Here is an 18221-nt window from a genome sequence, read left to right as displayed (position 1 = left end):
CCTCAGCTCTGCGCCTCGGAATCAAGGCGCGCGAGCCCCTGTTCCCGAGCGTGCGGCGATCTCCTCGGGGACGGAGGGATCGGTTTCCCGCGTGTGCTCTGCAGATCCGTGGAACGCATGCCACCGGATCTGCAGAGCGGGAGGTCATCGTCTGCGGGCCCAGCCGCCGCCGACTCCGGCCACCTGGAGAGCGAGGCACAACAGTCCCAGCAGCATGACGTTCGTCGAAGAGAACACGTCGTTGGTGCTGATCTCTGCCGCGTTGATCAGGAACGCGAAGAAGAACAACACCGCCGCGACTATGCCGAGCATGAAACGAGCTCCTCTCGTTGGGGGTGAAGCCCGTATGCCCCGCCTCCGCCTTCGCAGTCACCCTGATGGTGCCTTGGACGCACCATGCAGGGAGATGCGGGCTGCGATGCGCTTGCCGACCGTCTCCCGGTGGACGGACAGGGCATCGGTCACCGCCTTGACGATCTCCAGGCCATGGCCACCGATCCGGCCGGGATCAGCCGTCCGGGGCGCCGGGACCTTGGGATCGCTGTCCCACACGACGACTTCCACCGCCCGCGTGGTCAGGCCCAGTTCCACCAGGACGGGCCCGGGGGCGTACTTGTAGGCGTTGGTGACCAGTTCGCTGACCACCAGCTGGGTGAGGTGCTTCGCGCGGACAGGTACCGTCAAGCCGTAGTCCTCGCAGGCCTGTTCCAGGAAGGCGATGGCGCGTTGGCGGGCGTCCGCGATGCAGCCGTCGTCGCCCCCCAGAGCGAAACCCACCCGTATCAGATGCTCCTCCAGCGTCGTACACCCGCCACCGTCGGTCTCAGATTCCACTGGCCCCGCCTTCCCCGTTCGCCAGCCGGTACCCCGAGTCCCGCCGAACATGCCCCCGTCGAGGTCACGACCGTCACGTGGGTGCATGCGGCCGGGGGCACGGGGAAGGATCACCCGGACGCGTCCCGTCCTGGGGCACCTAGATCGCAGTCGAGGAAAAAGTGGCCCACAGGGAAAGAACGGACCGGCACGGACGCCTCCATGCCGAGCAGCGCGACGTCGAGGGCATCCGTGTCGTGACACTACGGGGCGAGATCGACCACGACGTCCAGGACGTGCTCAGCGCAGCCCTGCTCACCGAGAGCGGGGCTGTGCCGCCGCGGATAGTCGCCGACCTCACCGATGTCACCTTCATGGACTCCAGCGGCATCAACGTCTTCGTCGCCACCCACCGACGGGTCAGCAGCGCAGAGGGATGGGTACGCATCGCCGGCGCCCAGCCGTCGGTGCTGCGCGTCCTGCAGCTGGTCGGCATCGATACGGTCATCACCTGCCACCCCACCACCGAACAGGCCCTCCACTCCGACCTCTGACCCAGGCGCCGGCAGTGATGTCGCACACGGACGGTGACCGGCATTGCCCGGCGCTTTGTGGGTATGCGCTGCCCGTGCTGGACAAAGGATCGAGGGACACGGCGAACTGCATGGACGAGCAAGAGGAAGGTGACGGCGGGCATCCGCTGGCCACCCGTGCCATATCCGTGTCCGCTGCCTTCGAGGACGACACGGGGATCGCTGAAGCCCGGGACCTGGCCCGCTCCTTCCTGACGCGTGTGCAGGCGGTACACGGACTTCCGGTCTCCGGCCGGGCCATGGGCATGGTGCAGCTGGTGGTCAGCGAGCTGGTCACCAACGCCCGCAAGTACGCCCCGGGCCCCTGCCTGCTCACACTCGAGATCGCCGACGGGGCCGCGCGGATCAGTGTCTGGGACAGCAGCACCACCCTGCCGGCGATCCTTGCTCCCGACCCCAGCCGGATCGGCCAGCACGGCCTGGAGATCGTCGCCGCCATCTGCGTCAGCTTCGCCATCCACCGTGAGCCGGTCGGCAAACGCATCACGGCGGACGTCATGCTCGCCGACGACCCCGGCGGCGCTCCGGCGGGCCGCCAGAAGCTGTGATACGGCGGGACAACGCCCTGGGCGCGGCCCTGTGCGCCATCGTCGGGGCCCCGCTCACGAAATCGCCGTGACCGGGGTCCCTGCATCAGCCACCTCGGAAGGTGCCGACCGCCGCTAGTTCCGGTATCGGAACACGATCCGGCCGCGCGTCAGGTCGTACGGCGGGAGCTCCACCAGCACCCGGTCCTCCAGCATGATCTTGATGTAGTTCTTGCGGATCTTCCCGCTGATGTGCGCGAGCACCTGGTGGCCGTTCTCGAGCTCCACGGTGAACATGGCGCTGCGCAGGCACTCGACGACCTTGCCCTCGACTTCGATGACGTTCTTGTTCCGCGTCATCGCACCAGCTCCAGGTTGCTGCTCATCGGCCGGGCGCCGCCGATGCCCTCGAACAGCGCCGAGGCCGCTCGGTTGGACTCGTTGACCTCGGCCCAGGCCGCGGTGGCCCCGGAGCGGTGCAGCGTCCCCAGCGCGTGGGCCAGCAGCGCCCGCGCGATGCCGCGGCGCTGCTCGCCGGCCCGGACCGCGACCAGTCCGATGCGCGGACGTTTCACCCTCACCACCCGGATCAGACCCAGGTAGCGGTCGGGTCCCGCGGCCACCGCGTACTTCGACGGGTCGACGACGGTGTCGCCTTGAGCGCGGGGAACCACCTCCGCGGGCATCGACTGCCACCCGACGGTCGCCTCGACTTCGTCACGGATCGCGCGGTCCACCGCCCGCAGCCGACTCTCGTCCGCCTGGCCGGCGGGCACGATCGTCACGCCCGGAGGCGGCAGGACGTCGTCGAGCCCGGTGACGCTCGGGTCGGTCGGCACGACGTACTCCCACTCGCGGCGCCGGATCGTGAAACCGGCCCGCTTCCAGCCGGTCGTCAGCTCGACGTCGGCTTCGTCGACCACCGTGTACAGCGGTGCCGGGAGTTCCGCCGACATCGCCTCGGCGAGCAGGTCGAAGGCGGTGTCGTGCCAGGCGTCGATGCTGACGAACAAGCGTCCGTCGGGCCGGTGTTCCGCATGCCCGCGGCCGACCACCAGGTCGTCATCCAGTGCGTGCCATTGCCTGTCCGCGACACGCGTGATCACCACCGCGTTCTCGCCCAGGCCGGAAGTGAAGGGCTTTGTGTTCATCGGAGTCTCCCTCCAGGAGTGCCTCGATCTCAGGCGCTCCTGGCGACACCGAACGTCAGCCGCCGGACCGTGACGGGTTGAGGGAGCACCCACGGGTAACTGTGTTCACGGGGCTCACCTCCCTACGACGATGTCACGGTCCACCGCGAAAGTAGCAGTGGGCCGTCTCCTCGCTCAAAGCCTTTTCCGCAGGGTCGTTCGGCATGCCCGGGTCGCGGGCCGGGGCCCTCGGTGCGGTCCCGGCCCCGCGAGGCCGGGCCTACACGCGGTCGGCGGCGATCAGGACGTACTGGAAGGAGCCGTCCCGGTAGGACTCGATGAACGCCTCCTCGATCCCGGTGACCAGCGAGGACGTGGCCCGAAGCTCCCAGTAGGGCAGGGTGTCCGGGGTGAGGTCGACGATGGTCTGCGGCACGAGCCGGTTGTCGGCCATGGCGCGCAGATACTCACGGCGGGAGTGGATGTTGCACTCGAAGTGGGCGTTGATCTGGGAGACCCACTTCGACGGCTGGCCGTAACGGGGGTTCCAGCAGCCGGTGATCGTCACGTACCGGCCGCCCACCTTCAGGAAGCGGGAGTGCTCGGCGAAGAGGTCGTGGAGGTCGACGTACATGGTCGACTCGTTGTTCCACGAAGCGGTGATGCTGCCCTTCTCGAAGGGCGTGTCGAGCATGTTGCACACGCGGGAGCGGACGTGGTCCTCGATCCGCAGTTCTCGCGCGCGCCGGTTGCCGAAGTCGGCCTGGGTGGCGGACAACGTCACACCCTCGACCTTGCAGCCGAAGCGACGGTGGGCCATGACCATGGATCCGCCGCGGCCGCAGCCGGCGTCGACGAGGGTGTCCTCGGGTCCGATGGCGCCGAGGTGGTCCATGAGGGCCTCTGCCTGTGCCGACTCCAGCCGGTGCAGCTCCGCGATGAGCTTCTTCTCGTACTCGCTGTGTGCCGGGTCGCCGAGCGCGGCGTGGTCCACTTCACCGATGCCGTAGTGGTGGTGGTAGAGCCCGTCCACGTCGCCGAGGCGCAGGTTGACCGGTCGCGCCTCGTTGTTCCAGTAGCGGGCGATGTCCCCCTGGTAGGGCGTCGCCGGGGCCGGGATCTTCGCGGTGACGGGGGAGGTCGTTTCAGTGGTCACAGAGATATCCGTTCTCTACCAGAAGTCGGGCAGGCTGTAGCGGTAGGTGTTGGTGCGGTGCCAGTCGTGGTTGCCGTCGACCCAGGCGGCCAGGCCCCTGAGGAAGCGCAGCACGGCGGGCAGGGGGTACGACGCGGCGAGGTCGGCGGCGGCCGCCTCGAAGGCGTGCATGAGTTCGTTGTGGACCGCGACGGCCTTCAGATAGGCGTCGCGCTCGGAGAGCTGCTCGCGTTCCGCGATCACCACCGGCAGGTTCAGGTGGCGGCCCGGGCTGTTGAGTTCCTTGGTGTACGAGTAGAGGTCGTTGACGATGGTGGTGGCATTGCCGGCGAGGGCGATGACCCGCTGCATGTCCGGCTGGGCGTGCAGGTCCGCGGGCAGTTCGTAGCCGCCTACGGTGTCGGTGATCGTGGGGCAGGGGCGGAAGTTGTTGAACTGGCGCATCGCCAGGTACTCCCACACCTCCGGGACGTGATCGGTCTCCGCCCAGGCGGCCTCGGCGAGATAGCCCATGTGGAGCCGGGCCATGTCGTGCCGGTAGCGGTCGGCCTGGGAGGGCGTGGCGGCGCGGACGAAGTAGTCCATGGCGCTGTGGTAGGCCCGGCGCGGGGCGTCCGAGGTGAGCGACTCCTGCCAGGCCGGCGCGTACTCCGCGGTGGTGTGGAGTTGGTCGAGCGCGGTGTGCGCGAGGAGGATGCGCCCGCCGAGACCGACGGGTGACCCGCCGTGGTCCTCGCAGTAGCAGTCGTCCAGCGCGTTCTCCGCGACCATCAGCCGTGTGGCGAGCATCAGGTGGTCGACCGTGGGGGCGTCGGGGTGGCACCCGACCATGTAGCGGCCGACGGAGAAGCCGTCGAACTGCCCTTCCCACTCCTCGGGGTAGAGCTGGACCTCGTCCTCCGCCCACCGCTTGATCCGGCTGCTCACCTCTTCGACGCGTACGGGGTCGGGCTCCGGGACCGGGTGGTGGTAGAGGCCGGGGACGGCTCGCCCCTCGGCGGGCGCGGCGGGAGCCGACGGCACCTGGTCCGGGAGCGAAGGGGCGTCTCCGCGGGTCAGGGAGAGCGATGTCGTGCCCAGTCCGGTCGGTCCGCGCAGGATCCGTTGGAGGGCGGAGTCGGCCGCGGGAACGGCAGGCGTGTCCCGTACGGCGGAGGGGGACGGTGGTGGTGGGGGGCCGGGGATCGGGACCGGCGGATGCAGTGCGCCGAGGAACTGCGGGGCCGTCGGCGGGACCGGAACGTGGTGCACCACCGGCGGGCCGCGTCCTGCACGGCTGTGGGCGGCGTCGGTTGCTGCTCAGGGGGTGACGATCCGAGGGGCCCGGAGTCGGGCATCGGCGGCTCCTTGCTGCGGGGGGGACTCCGTTACGCGTGGAGGTGACCGGAGGTGGACCTGCCGCGCGGGTGAGGGCTTCAGTGGGGCCTGGGGGCGATCTGGACGTTCTCCAGCACACCCAGGGCATCGGGCAGGAGCACCGCGGCGGAGTAGTAGGTGCTGACGAGGTAGGAGATGATCGCCTGTTCGTTGATGCCCATGTACCGCGCGGCGAGCCCCGGTTCGTACTCGTCCTGCAGTCCGGTCTTGCGCAGGCCGATGACGCCCTGGTTCTTCTCGCCGGTGCGCATCGCGATGATGGAGCTGGTCTGCTCCTTGCTGATCGGGATCTTGTTGCAGGGCAGGATGGGCACCCCGCGCCAGGCGGGGACGGACTGTCCGCCGAGGTCGACATGGTCGGGATACAGACCGCACGCGTTGAAGCCACGCCCGATGGCGGCGATGGTCCTGGGGTGGGCGAGGAACATCTTGGTGCCGCGGCGGCGGCAGAGCAGATTGTCCATGTCGTCCGGGGTGGGCGGGCCGGAGTGGGGCTGGATGCGCTGCTTGAAGTCGGCGTTGTGCAGGAGCCCGAACTCGCGGTTGTTGACCAATTCGTGTTCCTGACGCTCACGCAAGGCCTCGATGGTGAGCCTGAGTTGCTCCTCCGTCTGGTTCATCGGCCCGTTGTAGAGGTCGGCCACCCGGGAGTGGATCCTCAGAACGGTCTGCGCCACGGAGAGTTCGTACTCGCGCGGCTCCAGTTCGTAGTCGACGAAGGTGCCCGGCAGTTCCGCCTCCCCGACATGGCCTGCCGACATGGCGATCTCGGCCTCGCCGTGCTTGTTCTGCCGGTGCCGCGCACGAGAGGTGTACGCCTCGACGTGGGCCTGGAGGGCGGGCGAGGAGGCCTGCACGGCGGCGAAGTCGGCGCGGGTGAGTGTGAGGAGGGTGCCGGAGGTCTCGGCGGTGACCGTGCGGTCGTGGCGGGCGTCGGAGTCCAGCAGGGCGTTCTCACCGAAGCGGTCACCGTCCGCGAGCACCTCGAGGGCGATCTCTCCGCCGTACTTGCCCTCGGAGGTCTGGCTGAGCCGGCCGTGGGCGATCAGGTGGATCCCGTCCGCGGAGCTGCCGCGCTCGGCGAGGACGTCGCCGGCCGTGAAGTCGCGCTGGGTGCAGCGGTCGGCGAGGGCGGTGAGGACGTCCGTGTCCTCGAACCCGCGCAGCAGGGCCAGTTCACCGAGTTCCCGGGGGATGACGCGGACCCTGGCGCCCTCCTGGACGAACTCGATGCACCCGTCGCCGACGGTATGGCGCAGCCGCCGGTTGACCCGGTAGGCGCCGCCTTCGGCCTCGACCCAGGGCAGCATCCGCAGCAGCCAGCGGGAGGTGATCTCCTGCATCTGCGGAACGGACTTGGTGGTGGTGGCGAGGTTGCGGGCGGCGGCCGTGCTCAGGGATTGCTGCGGCGCTGCGCGGCTGGTCTCGGTTTCCGGGATGCTCTCGACGGTCATCGGAGGCGGTTCTCCTTGCACAGCGGGGCGACCGACGGCACACGGGTGCGCCGACGGGGAGACAGGGAGGACTGGACAACGAGCGGGAAGAACCACACGGATCCGCCCACCTGCAGAAGCTATCCATTGGGCAGGCCGTATCCGCCGGGAAGACGAGCCGCTTACCTCGAAGCAGTGACAATCTGTTGAATGCGGTTTATCGGTCCGCGACGTGAGATCGACACCTCCTCGCCCGGGAGGCACTTGAGTTTCCAGCGGCTGGAGGGTCCAGGATCTCTGCCATGGACGACGAACGCCCCGAGGTGCTCACCATCGGCCGGCTCGCGCGCCGCACCGGCCTCTCGGTGCGTACCCTGCGCTTCTGGTCGGACGAGGGAGCGGTGCCGCCCGTGGCCCGCTCCGCGAGCGGCTACCGGTTGTACGACGCCGGGTCCGTGGCCCGCGTCGAGCTGGTGCGAACCCTCCGGGAGCTGGGCCTCGGGCTCGACGAGGTGTGCCGGGTGCTGAGCGGTCGGACCACGGTCGCCGAGGTCGCCGACGCGCACGTGACCGCGCTCGACGCGCAGATCCGCTCCCTGAAGGTGAGCCGGGCCGTCCTGTCCACCGTGGTGACACGTGGTTCCACTGCTGAGGAGACGGCACTGATGAACCGGTTGGCGCGGCTTTCCGCCGCCGAACGCAAGCAAGTCATCGATGAGTTCAAGGAGGAGGTGTTCGGCGGGCTCGACGCCGAGCCACGCCTGCGCGACCGCGTACGCGCCATCACCATCGAACTGCCCGACGATCCCACACCCGACCAGGTCGACGCCTGGATCGAACTGGCCGAACTGGTGGGGGACCCCGGCTTCCGCGCCCGGCTGCGCTCCTGGATGGAGCTCAACACGCCCGCACCCGGGCAGGGTCCCCCGCCCGGGGCGTCCATCTGGTGGGCCAGGCAGGTCGTGCAGAGCGTCGCCGAAATCAGAAGGCGCGGGGCCGCCCCCGACGGGCCGGAGGCGGCCGACCTGCTGTCCGAGCTGTTCGGCGAGGCGGACCGGGTCGCCGTCCTGCGCAGCCTGGAGGCCGGGATCGAGGCAGGAGCGGAGCGTTACCGCAGGCTCGTCGCCCGCGTGCGCGGACAGCATGCGTCGCCCGACGCGAGCGAGGAGCTAGAGTGGCTGGCACGGGCCCTGCGCGCCGCGGATCGGGCCTGATCGGCCGTATCGCGCTCGTTCGCCGTCATCTCGTACACACGAGGTGACGGCGAACGGTGGCACGACCCGCCTCGACGGCTCAGGCCGCCGCGCGCCACCACGCGGGAGACACACTGAGGCTCCAGACCTCGCCCGTCTGCTCCCCGGCGTTCTCGTCAGCGCGGACGAAGATCCTCACGCCGGACTCGGGCACCCGGTAGCGGTGCGTGTCCCCGGACGTGCCGTCCTCGTCCGGCTCGGATTCGATCGAGCAGCCGAGCCCGGCGATCGCGGCGGCCAGGTCCTCGAAGCGCGTCGAGGGAGCGAAGACGCCGTACGCATCGCGCAGGGCCGCCGGGACGGACGACTCGGTGTCCCACCGCAATCGGTGCACCTGCACGCTCACTCCGAAGCAGGGCCGGGCGCCGTCCTCCTCCTGGAACGAGAGCTCCACGAGCCCGTAGTCCCGGCGCAGCAGGCTGCCGTCCTCGGCGTCGAGGAAGTCGGCGCCGAGCCTGGTCTCCCATTCGGCGGGCTGCGCGCCGATGCCCACGCCCAGCACGTCGCCGCGGGTGGCGACATGGGCGTAGAAGTCGAGGCCGGACATCTACATCCTCTCCATCGCTTCGATCAGGGCCTGCAGTTCGGCCGTGCGGTCGTTGCTGAAGCGCCACTGCGGGTTGCGGCCTTCCTTCATGGCCTTGGCGCTGGACTCGAAGACCTCCTTGGCGCCCTTCGTCACCCTGATCATGTCAGCGCGCACCTTGGGGTCGGATTTGATCGTCGCGACGACGGCGTCGACCTGCTTCTGCGTGGCGGTGCCGTTCCTCAGCCGAATGGCCTCGCCCCGGATGCCGCCCTGGCCGTCCGGGCGCAGCGCCACTTCCATGCCGTCCTTCATGTTGACGTGAGCGCCCTTGGTGACCCAGTCCTGGTCGACCTGGCCCACGTGGTCGATCTCGAGGCTGCACTTGTTCTTCTTGGCATTGTGGACCAGGACGGGTGTGCTTCCGGCGAGCACGTAGTACGTGTGCGTGCCGGCGACGGTGAGGTTGTGGACCGTCTGCTCGACGGTGCGCGTGGCGACCGCGGTGACTTCCACGTCCCCGCCCGTGCTGGTGCGCAGCTCCGTTCCCGCGGTCAGGTCCACGGCATCGGTCCACAGGCCCGGGCCCGGCGTCCAGAAGGGGTGGCGGTCCGTCGCCGTGATCGTGTCCGTGCGCTCCCCCGCTGCGCCGTCGGTGTCCACGACGACGGTGATCAGGCGCTTCTCCCCCGTTCCCGTGATCAGGTCGGTCACCGGCTCGGCCCGGGTGGAGCCGGTTCCGGGATCGGTGGCCAGCACCTCGTCTCCTTCGCGCACGCGCTCGATCGGTGTGCTGCCCCCGTCGCCCATGAGGACCAGCGTCCCGGCCGGGAAGCTGTTGTCGGTGACGCTTCCGGCGACGCACGTGCCCTTGCGGGCGGTCCGCACGTCGTCGCCGTCCAGGGCCTTCTTGCCCGTCTTGAGCCAGCGCAGCACGACCAGCGCTCCCGTGGCCCGGTCGAAGCCGCTCAGCTCCTCGCCGGTGGCGAGGTCCTTGCCCGTGACGGCCTCGACGATGCCCTTGCCGTCACCGATGCCGGGCAGCAGGTCCAGCAGCAGTCCCATGCGGCGCTGCTGCTCGTCGGCGTCCAGTCCGGAGGTGCCGGAGCCCCAGGTGTCCTTGAGGTGCGAGAAGTCGAACTCGATGCCGGGCAGCTCCTTGAGCTTCTCGGCGCCCTTCTTGATGCCGGGCACGTGCTTGTTGAGCTCGTCCATGCCCTTGTTGGCCTGGCCGATCCCCCGGTTCATCTCGTCCATGCCCTTGTTGGCGCGGCCGATCCCCCGGTTCATCTGGTCCAGGGCGCCGTTCACCTCACCCAGCGAGTCGTTCATGTCGTCGAGGGCATGACTCATCTGGCTGAGGCCGGCGTTGATCTTGTCGAGGTCCTTGCCCATGCCCTCGAGACCGGTCCTGATGCTGGTCGCCGCCTTCTGGAACTCCGGGTCGCCGACGAGAGCGGCCAGGGCGAAGATGATCTGCAGGAACGCGACGGTGACCTCGGCCAGCGCCACCACGGTCTGGATGGTCTCGTTGACCTTCGCGAGCCGGTGGTCGACGTCCGCCTGCGCGGCGGCGTAGGCGGCGCGGATCTTCTTCTCGGCCTCGGCCCGCAGGGCCGGGTCGGTGATGGCGGCGGGGTCCTGTTTGACCGCCTCCTTCAGCTCCTCGAACCCGGCGAGCTCCTTGCGGAGGCCGGCGAAGTGCTGGGTGTTGTCCTTGTGCAGGTAGTGGATGGCGTACGCGGCCACCCCCACGCCGGCGCCGACCCGGATCGCCTTGTCGGCGAACTCCCGGTAGCAGGCGGGCTTTTCGAGCAGCGGCTTGCCGCCGCACCCGGAGTACTTGGCTGCTGCTCTGACGATTCCGGCGAGCTTCTCGGCGGCGCTGACGGCCGCCTGGCGCCTGTCGATGCCCTCGGCCGCGGCAGCGGTCTTCTCCCCCAGGCCCGGGCCGAACAAAACCGCCAAGGCCATCAGAAACGCGACAGTGTGCCGCGTCATACGGTGATGCATACACGTCCTACGTCGAGGGCCCGCGGATGCACGGCTGGTCGACCGTCGCGCGGGCCCAGAGTCCTCGGACGAGAACTCCCCCTGAAAATTACCGAGCGGTAGCTTACGTGAGGTGCACACCGCCCGTGACGGCAGCAGCACGTCGCAGCGGGGTGCGTAGGATGCTCCTCATGCAGGTGCGCAGTACATCCATGCGTGGCGAGATCGTCATACGCCGGGCTGTCGCCCGGGACGTCAAGCGACTCACGCGGCTCGTGCGCGGCTCGCGCGCCTACGAGGGTCAGTACGCGGGGATGGTCGAGGACTACCGCGTCGGGCCCGACTACATCGAGACGCATCGGGTCTTCGTCGCCGTCGACGCCGACGATGCCGGGGGCCGGGTGCTCGGTTTCTACTCGCTGGTCCTCGCGCCGCCGGAGCTTGACCTGCTCTTCGTCGAGAACGGGATGCAGGGCCGCGGCATCGGGCGGCTGCTCGTCGAGCACATGAAATCCGAGGCGCGCGTGGCGGGGCTGGACCGGGTCCGGGTGGTGTCACACCCTCCGGCCGAGGGGTTCTACCGCAGCGTGGGCGCGCTGCCCACCGGGACCGTCTCCGCGAACCCTCCTGCCGTGGCCTGGGACCGCCCCGAGCTGGAGTTCCCGGTCCAGTGACCACCGACCCGAGTCCGCGTGGGACGGGTGGCGGGCGGTGAGCTGTCAGACGGCGGATGCCCGTGGGGGCGTTGGGCGGTTACCGCTCAGCGGGTGGGCGGTCTCTGCCCGTGACGTCCTCGCCCCCACCACCATCCCGCTCGACGGTAGATCCCCGGGCTCAGCTCGACAGTTCCAGAAGGCGCTGCATCAGGAGTTGCTCCCTGTCTGCGGCCTCATGAACGAGTTTTGACGCACTGTGGAGGGATTCCCGTGAGGACGCGACTCCCGCCTCGTTCAGCAGTCCGGCCACCTCGGTCCACTTCTTCGACACCTCGCGGTACGCGTCCGAGACCTCCTGGTATTCGCCCGTGCCGGTGATATCGGCGGTCTCCGCCAGGAACTCCGCCCACATCGTGCGGAACAGGCCGCCGCCGGTTCCCGCGTCCTCCATGATCGTGCAGATCTCCGGAAGGCTGTCGGCGGGTGAGTCGAGGTCGTCGAGCCACTGCGGCATCAGGTCGGCGACCTTGTGCATGCCCTTGTATCCGAAGTTGGAGATCGGCGGATTCAGAAAGTCCTCCGCCGCCTTTTTGATGCCTTTGCGCGCGGCTTTCCCCAGATCGGGAATGCCGCCCTTGGGGAGGTCGAGGGTGAAGGCGCGATTGCGGGAACTCATCGGTCCCCGGGCGTTCCGCGCTGTTTCGAGGGATTCCCCGGAGGCCCACTGGAGGCCGAGCGGCCGGGTTTCGACCAGGGCGAAACGGTCGTCGTCGTAGCCGACGCACGCGACGTAGTGGGCCGCGAACCGGAAGTCGTCGGTGGAGTAGTCGAGGAAGTAGCGGTCGAGCTTGAGACCCACAATGGTTCCGGATTCAAGCTCGGCCAGCAGCTGTTCCTTCGCCCGCTTCACCGACGACGTCTCATGAACGGACAGCCGCAGTTTCAGCGCATTCGCGAGATTCTCGGACAGCGTGTCGGGCTTGATGCGGCCACCGACGAACGGGGTCGGCATCTGCTTCGTCCGCCAGTAGATGAACGACAAACCACCGGCGAGCCCGAAAATGAGCGACTCCGACAAGTCGACCTCCCGCTGCCGCAGGAGATTCACGAGGGTGGTCGACTCGCAATGGTTGCCGACGTACGGATCTTCTTCTAAAAGCGACACTTGTTCTCGTCTCCCTTCCATCGCGTAGAGCGTAGCGCAACCCCCTGAAGTACGATTGCGGACGCCGGAATCAGGGAGGTCTTCTTCGTTCAGATTCGCGAGACCAGGAAGTTGCCGAGGAACAGGTGATCCATCTCGGTCTTGAGGAAGCAGGACAGGGCGTCCGTGGGCGAGCAGACGATGGGTTCGCCGGCGACGTTGAACGAGGTGTTGATCAGGCAGGGAATCCCGGTCAGTTCGGTGAACTCCCGCAGCAGCTCGGCGAGCAGGGGGTTGCTCTGCTCGGTGACCGTCTGGATCCGCGAGGTGGCGTCGACGTGGCAGGCGCCCTGGATCCTCTCCCGGTACTCGGGACGCACCGGAACCACGAAGGTCATGTAGGGCGAGGACGTCTTCTTGCCGAGTTCGAAGACGTCCGGCGCGAGGTGCTCGAGGACCACGGGGGCGAAGGGCCGGAACTGCTCGCGGTGCTTGATGCGTTCGTTGATGATGTCCTTGATGTCGGGGAACTTCGGGTTGGCCAGGATGCTGCGGTTGCCCAGGGCGCGCGGCCCGTACTCCATACGCCCCTGGAACCACCCGATGACGCAGCGCTCCTGCATCAGGGTGGCGGCCTCCCGCGGCACGTCCGCGGGGTCCAGCTCGCGCCAGACGACCTGGTCGGCGTACTGCTGGAGGGCGGCCCGGATCTCCTGGCCGTCGTAGCTCGGGCCCAGGTACGGGGACGGGCCGACCCGGGGCGGTGTGCCGGCCCGGCCACTGGCGAACAGCGCCGCGCCGATGGCCACGCCGACGTCGCTGGCTCCGAAGCTGACGTCCATCCCGGTGAAGCGTGAACGCTCCAGCAGTTTGCTGTTGTTGACGCAGTTCAGGGCGAGTCCGCCCTCGAATATCACGCGCGGCAGGTCGCTCCGGGCTTCGAGCGTCCGGATCTGGCCCGCGGTCGCCGTCTCCAGCATGTGCTGGGCCGCACTGGCCACGCGGACCCGGTAGTCGAACTCCTCCCGGTCCTCGGCATCTCCGCCGAAGATGCGGTCGAAGAGCTCGTAGTAGGCGGGTACCGCGTTCGCCGGATAGGGAATCCTGTAGGTGCCGTCGGGGCACATCTCGACCACGTGCTCGAGGAACGGGTTCGGCTCGGGCGGCGGGCCATAGCCGGCCAGTCCCATCACCTTGTACTCGTCGTTGTTCGGGACGAATCCGAGATAGCGCGTCACCACGGAGAAGAGCATCGCGAGTGAGTGCCGCGAGTCGATGGTCATGTCGTCGAAGATCTTCACCTCGCCGTCGCGCACCTCACCCATGATCGACGAAAGCCATTCGGCACGGCCGTCGCTGACCAGGAATGCCGCGTCTCCGCCGCCCGAGAGGTGGTATCCCGTCATCAGATGCGCGATGTGGTGCGGAACCCGGACCAGCTTTTCAGGGCTCAGCCGGTGGCCCGTGTACTCGAGGAAATCGGCCTCGGTCGCGGCCTCGCCGAACATCGCCTCATGGGTTTCCGCCAGCCGCCGCAAGCGCGCGAACTTCTGCTCGACGGACGCTTCCCGGTCCTCGGTGATCTCGGCGATCATCTTGTTCACCACGTCCTGCGAGAACTGCCAGGAGAAGGCGAACGTGTCGACGTCGTCGAAGGATATGCCGACCGAATCCAGGCACCAGCGCATCGCGTTGACCGGGAAGCTCGACGTCTTCTTCTCCCGGTTGAGCCGCTCCTCCTCGACGGCGGCGACGAGCTTACCGTCGACGACGAGCGCGGCGGACGAGTCATGGCCGTACAGCAGGTGACGGTCGATGCCGGTGGCGCGAAAGAGGCGTCCGAAGATTTCCGCAGACTTGCCGAATCCGTTGTAGCCCAGAACGATCATGAGGAGCTCCTTTCGCTATGGCCAGATCGTGAGGTAGTCCGAGATCACGCTGGATCGCCGGAAGCCCGTATCCAGGACCGCGCCGGTCAGATCGGCACCGCTGAGGTCCGCGCCGTCCAGGTTCGCGCCCACCAGGCGGCAGCCGTTCAACTCGGCCAGGATGAGGTACGCCTCGCACAGGTCGGCGCCTTCCAGATTCGCGCCCCTGAGGTCCGCGGACATCAGATACGACTCGGTCAGCACGGCGTCGGTGAAGTCCGCCTCGGCGAGCTCGGCGCCCTGCAGGTCGGCGCCGTGCAGCATCGCCTTGCGCAGATCGGGCCGGAAGGGGCCCTGCGCCCGGCGCCGGCGGGCGTGCTCGTTCCAGTGTCGGGGACCCTGGAGCAGTACGGTCTCGTCCTCGGTGGGCATGTCTCGACCTCGTGTCTACAGGGTGGTGAGCGCGGTGAGCGCCCGCTTCTCGACGTCCATGGCGGACCGCGCGGTGTCCGACACGGCGTCCACCAGCGTTTTGAGGTCGTCGCGCGCGGTGGCGGCCCCTGCTGCCAGCAGTGCGGATCCCAGGTTCGACCAGAGCCGGCCGCTGTCGAGGAACTGCCCGGCCGCTTCGGCATAGCGCGCGTCGCCGGTGCTGTCGGCGACCCGCGCCAGGTAGCGGCCGATCAGCGGGCGGAACAGCCCGCCGCCGGTACCGAAGGACTCGATCTGCCGTCCCAGGTGCAGCAGTTGACGCGCCAGTGCGTCGGTCCGCACCACATGGCCGGCCAGGTCCACGTCCTCGACCTCACCGTGCTTGGACTGCGGCCAGGACGCCGCCGTCGTGGCCAGCAGCTTCATCCCGGGGATGCCCAGGTTCCGGCTGCCCGGCCTGAGGATCTCGCGGCACAGGGTGCGGACCGCCACCGGACCGACACGGTCCAGCTGCGGAGTTCGCCGCGGGGTGCCGAAGACGTACACCTTCCGGTCCGGGTTCAGCGGCGGCGAGTTGCGGCTGGACCGGGCCGCCTGGAGCTCGGCCGCGCTCACCGTGACGGGTGCGTCGAACGCGGGGTCCGACACCTCGAAGGCGTCGGCGCCGAGCGGGCGGACCACGTTGACGAAGTACCCACCGAAGGAGGTGCGCCCCTCCAGACCCCAGTAGGGAAGCAGACCGAGGTCGACCCGGGTCATGACGGCCGGCGCCGAGGCGAGCAGCTTGGCCAGGCCGTCACCGGACTTCGGCGTGTGCGTGGCGACCTCGACGCCCATCAGCCGTGCCGCCCGGAGCGGCATGATCGCCTGCTTGCCGACGACGATGTCCGGCGCGTTGCCGTTCGCCGGGAAGAACGAGAAGCCGAAGCCTCCGTCCAGCCCGAACACGATCTCCTCGTCGACGTCGTAACCGCCGGCCGCGAGGACCGCGCATTGGCAGGCCGACTCGCAGTGGATGCCCCGCCGGTGGGCGTAGCGGCCGGTCTCGTTCATCGCGTCACCCCTGTCCCAGTGCCATCAAGGACCGGCGCAGCCGCGGGTCCATCTTCTCCACCGCGTACCGGAACGTGTCGCGGGGCATCTCGGTGTGCCAGGTGCGCAGGAACTCGGCCACCTCGTCGGGGTGGGCCTCGGCGGTGACCTTGAGCAGCCAGCCCGAGCCCTTCCGCACGTAGACGTCGTCGTCGTGCATGAGCCGGACGCAGTTGTCGAGGACGTGCGACAGCGGCAGCTCGAAGACCGTACGGCCCACCTTGCGCCGGACGAACTTCACAACTGCCACGTTCGCGGCGCGTCTGGCCCACGGGGAGGCGGACTCGGCCCAGCTCCGGGTCCGCGGGATCAGCTCCAGGTGCCCGAGGAAGAACGGGTACAGGAGTTTCAGGCACATGTCGTCGCACTGCGCCCAGTTGGACACGTACGTCTCCAGCCAGTGCCGGCAGCGCTCCAGCAACTCCTCGCCGAGTCCGGTCCTGGCGACCTTGTGCAGGACCGCGAAGCCCAGGAGCACCTCCTCGTGGTATTCGGCGTGCGCCAGCAGCTCCTCCGCGAGGAGCAGCCGTGTCGCCGCGGGAGTGTCGCGCCGGTGGCGGAAGTAGTCGGTGGCGATCTCGGCGACCGCGGCGTTGCCGACCCCGAGCGCCCGGATCTCGTGCGGGAAGTACCGCTGCATGCGCACCGCGAAATCCGGGTCGGCCCTGGCCGCGAGTGTCTTCGACAGCTCGTCCGCGGCGGTTGGAACATTGATCACTTGGTGCCGATCGTGAGTTTGAGCGGCTGGGCGGTCACCGGCTTCGGTGCGCGTTCCAGCCGAGGCTTGCCTTGCATGACGTACTCGTATTCCTGGTGCATATCGGCCACGGCCTGGACGGTTTCCCTCGAACGGTCCGTCAGGTTCTGGCCGCCCAGGCCCCACCACAGGTACCAGTTCTTGTGGCTCAGATAGGCGTCGCGGACGAAGTCGAGCGTGTCCCGGTCGGCGAGGATGGCCGGCTCCACGTAGAAGGCGGGGACGAACGTGCCCTGGCCCTCCCGCAGGATCCCGGCCTTGACGGCCTGGCGCTGCAGCTTGGTGCCGCTGAGGATCCGGATGCCGAGGTTGGCGTAGATCTGAGCCGGATTCAGGTACCGCTCGGTGAAGCGGATCGACTCCCTCAGTGCCTGCGGGGTCTCCCCCGGCCCGCCGAGGAAGATGCAGTGGGTATGTTCGATCGGGCTGGCCGTGAACAGGCGGTCGATCTCGAGGACCCGGGCCATGTCGAAGCCCTTCATCAGGTCCGCCAGGGCCTCGTCGGTGAGCGCGTCGGTGCCGAGGTCGACCCGGATGCAGCCGGCCGCGTGCAGCAGCTTCACGAACTCGGGTGTGACCGCGTTCGGCGTCAACTGGCAGTACCAGGGCACGTCGAGCTTGGCGCGGATCATCTCCTCGCACACCTCGGCCGCGTACTCCATCGGGTAGTTGAAGGTCGCGTCGACGATCTCGAACTCCCGCACGGCCGGGTTCTCCGCCATGGCCCGCTGGATCTCGCCGACGACCTCGACCGGGTCCTTGAACCGGTCGCCCTTGCCCTCGGTCTTGCGGATGATGCAGTAGGAGCAGAACAGCTTGCAGCCCCGTTTGGTCTGCAGGGTCTCGATGGCCGGCTGGTGGTCGCGGGTGAGGTCGGAGGCCGCCGAGACGCCCTCCTCGAAGTACCGGGGGTCGTAGACGGAACGGTCGGGCTCCAGCGCTCCCAGGTCGAACGCGGAGTTCGACTGGTTCTGGCAGAACTTGCCGTTGTCGTCGAGGTAGCAGAGCCCCGAGATGGACTCCCGCCGCCCGCCGGACTCCAGGTAGTCCAGCAGCTGGACGATGCCGGCCTCGCCCTCACCCGCGATGCCGTAGTCCGGCTGGGCGTACTCGAAGAACGACAGCGGCTCGACGGAGAAGCCGGAGCCACCGAGGACGACCTTGGCGCTGGTGTACTTGCGCACGCACTGGACGATCTTCTCGGTCATCGGGCCGAAGAAGACCGGGTCGATGAAGGTCAGGTTGTCCAGGTTGCGTACGGCGATGCCGACGACGTCGTACGTCCCGGTGGTCAGCTTCTCCCGGACCGACTTGAGCTCCCTGGACTCCCAGAGCAGGTCGAGGACGTCGACCTGGTGTCCGGCGTGCTTGAGCGCGGCGCTGATGTAGGCCATGCCGATGGGCAGCGCCGGCCGCGGCACCCGGATCTTGTTGGTGGAGATGAGCAGTACGCGCATGGGCCTTCACTCTCG

General features: G+C 68.5%; 18 protein-coding genes and 1 pseudogene. 4 read left to right on the top strand and 15 right to left on the bottom strand.

Translation table 11 applies throughout. From position 1 onward, the window contains the following. Nucleotides 1-144: 144 nt before the first annotated feature. Both BJ965_RS37820 and BJ965_RS37815 read right to left on the bottom strand, forming a co-directional pair. Nucleotides 145-312 carry a hypothetical protein gene (locus BJ965_RS37820; protein ID WP_097222720.1) on the bottom strand — a complete coding sequence of 56 codons (168 nt, stop codon included), beginning with the start codon at nucleotides 310-312 and terminating at the stop codon, nucleotides 145-147. A 57-nt stretch (nucleotides 313-369) separates the two neighbouring features. Further along, nucleotides 370-834, bottom strand: a complete 465-nt coding sequence (locus tag BJ965_RS37815) for an ATP-binding protein (protein WP_184916254.1) — start codon at nucleotides 832-834, stop codon at nucleotides 370-372. A 161-nt stretch (nucleotides 835-995) separates the two neighbouring features. Here BJ965_RS37815 and BJ965_RS37810 point away from each other — a divergent pair, with 161 nt between their 5' ends. Further along, the gene (locus tag BJ965_RS37810) at nucleotides 996-1367 is read left to right on the top strand and encodes an STAS domain-containing protein (protein WP_313667654.1); all 372 of its coding nucleotides are present in this window, start codon (nucleotides 996-998) and stop codon (nucleotides 1365-1367) included. Between the two features lie 110 nt (nucleotides 1368-1477). Further along, entirely contained in the window at nucleotides 1478-1954 is a 477-nt protein-coding gene (locus BJ965_RS37805) for an ATP-binding protein (protein WP_184916251.1), read from the top strand. 114 nt (nucleotides 1955-2068) lie between these two features. Here BJ965_RS37805 and infA read toward each other — a convergent pair whose 3' ends face one another. The 5 genes and pseudogenes from infA to BJ965_RS37780 all read right to left on the bottom strand — a co-directional run bounded on the left by infA (nucleotide 2069) and on the right by BJ965_RS37780 (nucleotide 7050). Further along, the gene (gene infA, locus BJ965_RS37800; protein WP_007386266.1) at nucleotides 2069-2293 is read right to left on the bottom strand and encodes a translation initiation factor IF-1; all 225 of its coding nucleotides are present in this window, start codon (nucleotides 2291-2293) and stop codon (nucleotides 2069-2071) included. Beyond that, nucleotides 2290-3084 carry a GNAT family N-acetyltransferase gene (locus BJ965_RS37795; RefSeq protein WP_184916248.1) on the bottom strand — a complete coding sequence of 265 codons (795 nt, stop codon included), beginning with the start codon at nucleotides 3082-3084 and terminating at the stop codon, nucleotides 2290-2292. Before BJ965_RS37795 ends, infA begins: the two co-directional genes overlap by 4 nt. A 259-nt stretch (nucleotides 3085-3343) precedes the next feature. Beyond that, the gene (locus BJ965_RS37790; protein ID WP_184916244.1) at nucleotides 3344-4219 is read right to left on the bottom strand and encodes a geranyl diphosphate 2-C-methyltransferase; all 876 of its coding nucleotides are present in this window, start codon (nucleotides 4217-4219) and stop codon (nucleotides 3344-3346) included. Nucleotides 4220-4234: 15 nt separating this feature from the next. After that, a pseudogene (locus BJ965_RS37785) lies at nucleotides 4235-5556 on the bottom strand (family 2 encapsulin nanocompartment cargo protein terpene cyclase). Nucleotides 5557-5634: 78 nt separating this feature from the next. Continuing rightward, nucleotides 5635-7050, bottom strand: coding sequence for a family 2B encapsulin nanocompartment shell protein (locus tag BJ965_RS37780; RefSeq protein ID WP_184916238.1), 1416 nt, complete (start codon nucleotides 7048-7050; stop codon nucleotides 5635-5637). 281 nt (nucleotides 7051-7331) lie between these two features. Here BJ965_RS37780 and BJ965_RS37775 point away from each other — a divergent pair, with 281 nt between their 5' ends. After that, on the top strand, nucleotides 7332-8243 hold the full coding sequence (locus BJ965_RS37775; protein ID WP_184916235.1) for a helix-turn-helix domain-containing protein: 912 nt from the start codon (nucleotides 7332-7334) through the stop codon (nucleotides 8241-8243). Nucleotides 8244-8322: 79 nt separating this feature from the next. Here the strand turns inward: BJ965_RS37775 and BJ965_RS37770 are convergent, their stop codons facing one another. Both BJ965_RS37770 and BJ965_RS37765 read right to left on the bottom strand, forming a co-directional pair. Next, nucleotides 8323-8829 (bottom strand): hypothetical protein, encoded by a 507-nt coding sequence (locus BJ965_RS37770; RefSeq protein ID WP_184916232.1) that lies wholly within the window; start codon nucleotides 8827-8829, stop codon nucleotides 8323-8325. Continuing rightward, nucleotides 8830-10809, bottom strand: coding sequence for a pre-toxin TG domain-containing protein (locus BJ965_RS37765; RefSeq protein ID WP_184916230.1), 1980 nt, complete (start codon nucleotides 10807-10809; stop codon nucleotides 8830-8832). Between the two features lie 182 nt (nucleotides 10810-10991). On the opposite strand from BJ965_RS37765, the gene BJ965_RS37760 reads away from it, so the two are divergent. Beyond that, entirely contained in the window at nucleotides 10992-11474 is a 483-nt protein-coding gene (locus BJ965_RS37760) for a GNAT family N-acetyltransferase (protein WP_184916227.1), read from the top strand. Between the two features lie 160 nt (nucleotides 11475-11634). Here the strand turns inward: BJ965_RS37760 and BJ965_RS37755 are convergent, their stop codons facing one another. From BJ965_RS37755 to BJ965_RS37730, 6 genes are all read right to left on the bottom strand, one after another. Further along, a complete protein-coding gene (locus tag BJ965_RS37755; protein WP_184916224.1) occupies nucleotides 11635-12642 on the bottom strand; it encodes a BtrH N-terminal domain-containing protein in 1008 nt (335 codons plus the stop codon). 68 nt (nucleotides 12643-12710) lie between these two features. Next, on the bottom strand, nucleotides 12711-14489 hold the full coding sequence (locus BJ965_RS37750) for a carbamoyltransferase family protein (RefSeq protein WP_184916221.1): 1779 nt from the start codon (nucleotides 14487-14489) through the stop codon (nucleotides 12711-12713). 15 nt (nucleotides 14490-14504) lie between these two features. Further along, entirely contained in the window at nucleotides 14505-14900 is a 396-nt protein-coding gene (locus BJ965_RS37745; RefSeq protein WP_184916218.1) for a pentapeptide repeat-containing protein, read from the bottom strand. A 15-nt stretch (nucleotides 14901-14915) separates the two neighbouring features. Then, the gene (locus BJ965_RS37740) at nucleotides 14916-15953 is read right to left on the bottom strand and encodes a BtrH N-terminal domain-containing protein (RefSeq protein ID WP_184916215.1); all 1038 of its coding nucleotides are present in this window, start codon (nucleotides 15951-15953) and stop codon (nucleotides 14916-14918) included. 4 nt (nucleotides 15954-15957) lie between these two features. Then, nucleotides 15958-16710 (bottom strand): DNA alkylation repair protein, encoded by a 753-nt coding sequence (locus BJ965_RS37735; protein ID WP_313667650.1) that lies wholly within the window; start codon nucleotides 16708-16710, stop codon nucleotides 15958-15960. Next, the gene (locus BJ965_RS37730; RefSeq protein WP_184916212.1) at nucleotides 16707-18206 is read right to left on the bottom strand and encodes a B12-binding domain-containing radical SAM protein; all 1500 of its coding nucleotides are present in this window, start codon (nucleotides 18204-18206) and stop codon (nucleotides 16707-16709) included. Before BJ965_RS37730 ends, BJ965_RS37735 begins: the two co-directional genes overlap by 4 nt. Nucleotides 18207-18221: the final 15 nt, after the last annotated feature.

This window comes from Streptomyces luteogriseus (assembly GCF_014205055.1).
GTDB classification, from domain to species: domain Bacteria; phylum Actinomycetota; class Actinomycetes; order Streptomycetales; family Streptomycetaceae; genus Streptomyces; species Streptomyces luteogriseus.
This window is presented reverse-complemented; position numbering and strand designations above follow the sequence as displayed.

Excerpts from the sequence above, each read along its gene's own strand:
- BJ965_RS37820 (WP_097222720.1), bottom strand. The coding sequence starts at position 312 with ATGCTCGGCATAGTCGCGGCGGTGTTGTTCTTCTTCGCGTTCCTGATC.
- BJ965_RS37805 (WP_184916251.1), top strand. The coding sequence starts at position 1,478 with ATGGACGAGCAAGAGGAAGGTGACGGCGGGCATCCGCTGGCCACCCGT.
- infA (WP_007386266.1), bottom strand. The coding sequence starts at position 2,293 with ATGACGCGGAACAAGAACGTCATCGAAGTCGAGGGCAAGGTCGTCGAG.
- BJ965_RS37795 (WP_184916248.1), bottom strand. The coding sequence starts at position 3,084 with ATGAACACAAAGCCCTTCACTTCCGGCCTGGGCGAGAACGCGGTGGTG.
- BJ965_RS37780 (WP_184916238.1), bottom strand. The coding sequence starts at position 7,050 with ATGACCGTCGAGAGCATCCCGGAAACCGAGACCAGCCGCGCAGCGCCG.
- BJ965_RS37775 (WP_184916235.1), top strand. The coding sequence starts at position 7,332 with ATGGACGACGAACGCCCCGAGGTGCTCACCATCGGCCGGCTCGCGCGC.
- BJ965_RS37770 (WP_184916232.1), bottom strand. The coding sequence starts at position 8,829 with ATGTCCGGCCTCGACTTCTACGCCCATGTCGCCACCCGCGGCGACGTG.
- BJ965_RS37765 (WP_184916230.1), bottom strand. The coding sequence starts at position 10,809 with ATGACGCGGCACACTGTCGCGTTTCTGATGGCCTTGGCGGTTTTGTTC.
- BJ965_RS37760 (WP_184916227.1), top strand. The coding sequence starts at position 10,992 with ATGCAGGTGCGCAGTACATCCATGCGTGGCGAGATCGTCATACGCCGG.
- BJ965_RS37755 (WP_184916224.1), bottom strand. The coding sequence starts at position 12,642 with ATGGAAGGGAGACGAGAACAAGTGTCGCTTTTAGAAGAAGATCCGTAC.
- BJ965_RS37750 (WP_184916221.1), bottom strand. The coding sequence starts at position 14,489 with ATGATCGTTCTGGGCTACAACGGATTCGGCAAGTCTGCGGAAATCTTC.
- BJ965_RS37745 (WP_184916218.1), bottom strand. The coding sequence starts at position 14,900 with ATGCCCACCGAGGACGAGACCGTACTGCTCCAGGGTCCCCGACACTGG.
- BJ965_RS37740 (WP_184916215.1), bottom strand. The coding sequence starts at position 15,953 with ATGAACGAGACCGGCCGCTACGCCCACCGGCGGGGCATCCACTGCGAG.
- BJ965_RS37730 (WP_184916212.1), bottom strand. The coding sequence starts at position 18,206 with ATGCGCGTACTGCTCATCTCCACCAACAAGATCCGGGTGCCGCGGCCG.